The organism is Streptomyces sp. W16 (assembly GCF_033194735.1).
Classification (GTDB): Bacteria; Actinomycetota; Actinomycetes; order Streptomycetales; family Streptomycetaceae; genus Streptomyces.
Genome location: NZ_JAWOAI010001164.1, coordinates 1 through 916, shown reverse-complemented (window position 1 = coordinate 916; position 916 = coordinate 1). Strand labels below are relative to the sequence as shown.

Here is a 916-nt window from a genome sequence, read left to right as displayed (position 1 = left end):
CTGCGCGAGGCGTCGTACGGCCGCCGCGTCCGGGAAGGTGACGGCGGTCAGTTCCAGGCCGCCGCCCCGGTCGACCCACACCCGGTCCGGGGCCGACACGAGGACGTCGGTGACCGAAGGGTCGGTGAGCAGGGACTCCAGCGGGCCGCTGCCCACCAGTTCGGACCGCAACTGCTCGGCCGCGCCCAGCACTTCGGCGTCTCCCAGCACCCGCCCCTGCTCCCGCAACGCTTGCGCCACCCGCGCGGGCGTCGGCTCACCCCCGCTCTCGGCCAGCCACCGCCGCACACCGTCGAGCAACCCGGCAGGCATCCCCGACCCGCCGCCCGCCCCGGCCTCACCCGAAGCCCACCTCCTCGGAGCCCCCACCGAATCGCGCCCCCGCTCAATCCCGACGGCTCCGCTCTTCCCGGCCCCACCCGGATCCCACCGCCCCGAAGCGCCCACATGTTCCAACCCGACCGCCCCACTCGCCGGGACAGTTGCCGAACCTCCGTCCTCAAGAGACGCGCCCCTCCGCGCACTCGCCGAACCGCCGCCCCCAACGGACGCGCCCCTCAACCCACTTGCCAGACCTCCGTCCCCAACGGACGCACCGCTCAACGCACCTGCCAGACCTCCGTCCCCGAAGGACGCGCCCCTCAACGCCCCCACCGAACCGCCCGTCCCCGCAGACCCAGGCACCCCGCTCCCCAGAGCCCCCGCCGACCCACTCCGGAAGGACGCCCCGTCCCGCCCGGAATTCCCCGCGCTCCTCACCGGCCGCCTCATACGCCACCCGCCTCGACCAGCGCCCGCTCCCAGAACTCCCGGCAGAACCGCGCCAGCGGCCCCCGCCCGGCCCCCGGCGGCGCCTTGCCCTCATGTGGTCGCAACAGGCCCGATTCGAGCGGCACTTCGCCCGCCAGTGGCAGTC

2 pseudogenes are annotated in these 916 nt (G+C 75.1%); both read right to left on the bottom strand.

The features are described 5' to 3' along the window. A pseudogene (locus tag R6V09_RS54845) lies at positions 1-369 on the bottom strand (TadA family conjugal transfer-associated ATPase); the annotation flags it as partial. A gap of 398 nt (positions 370-767) precedes the next feature. Next, positions 768-916: pseudogene (locus R6V09_RS53960) on the bottom strand (septum site-determining protein Ssd); the annotation flags it as partial.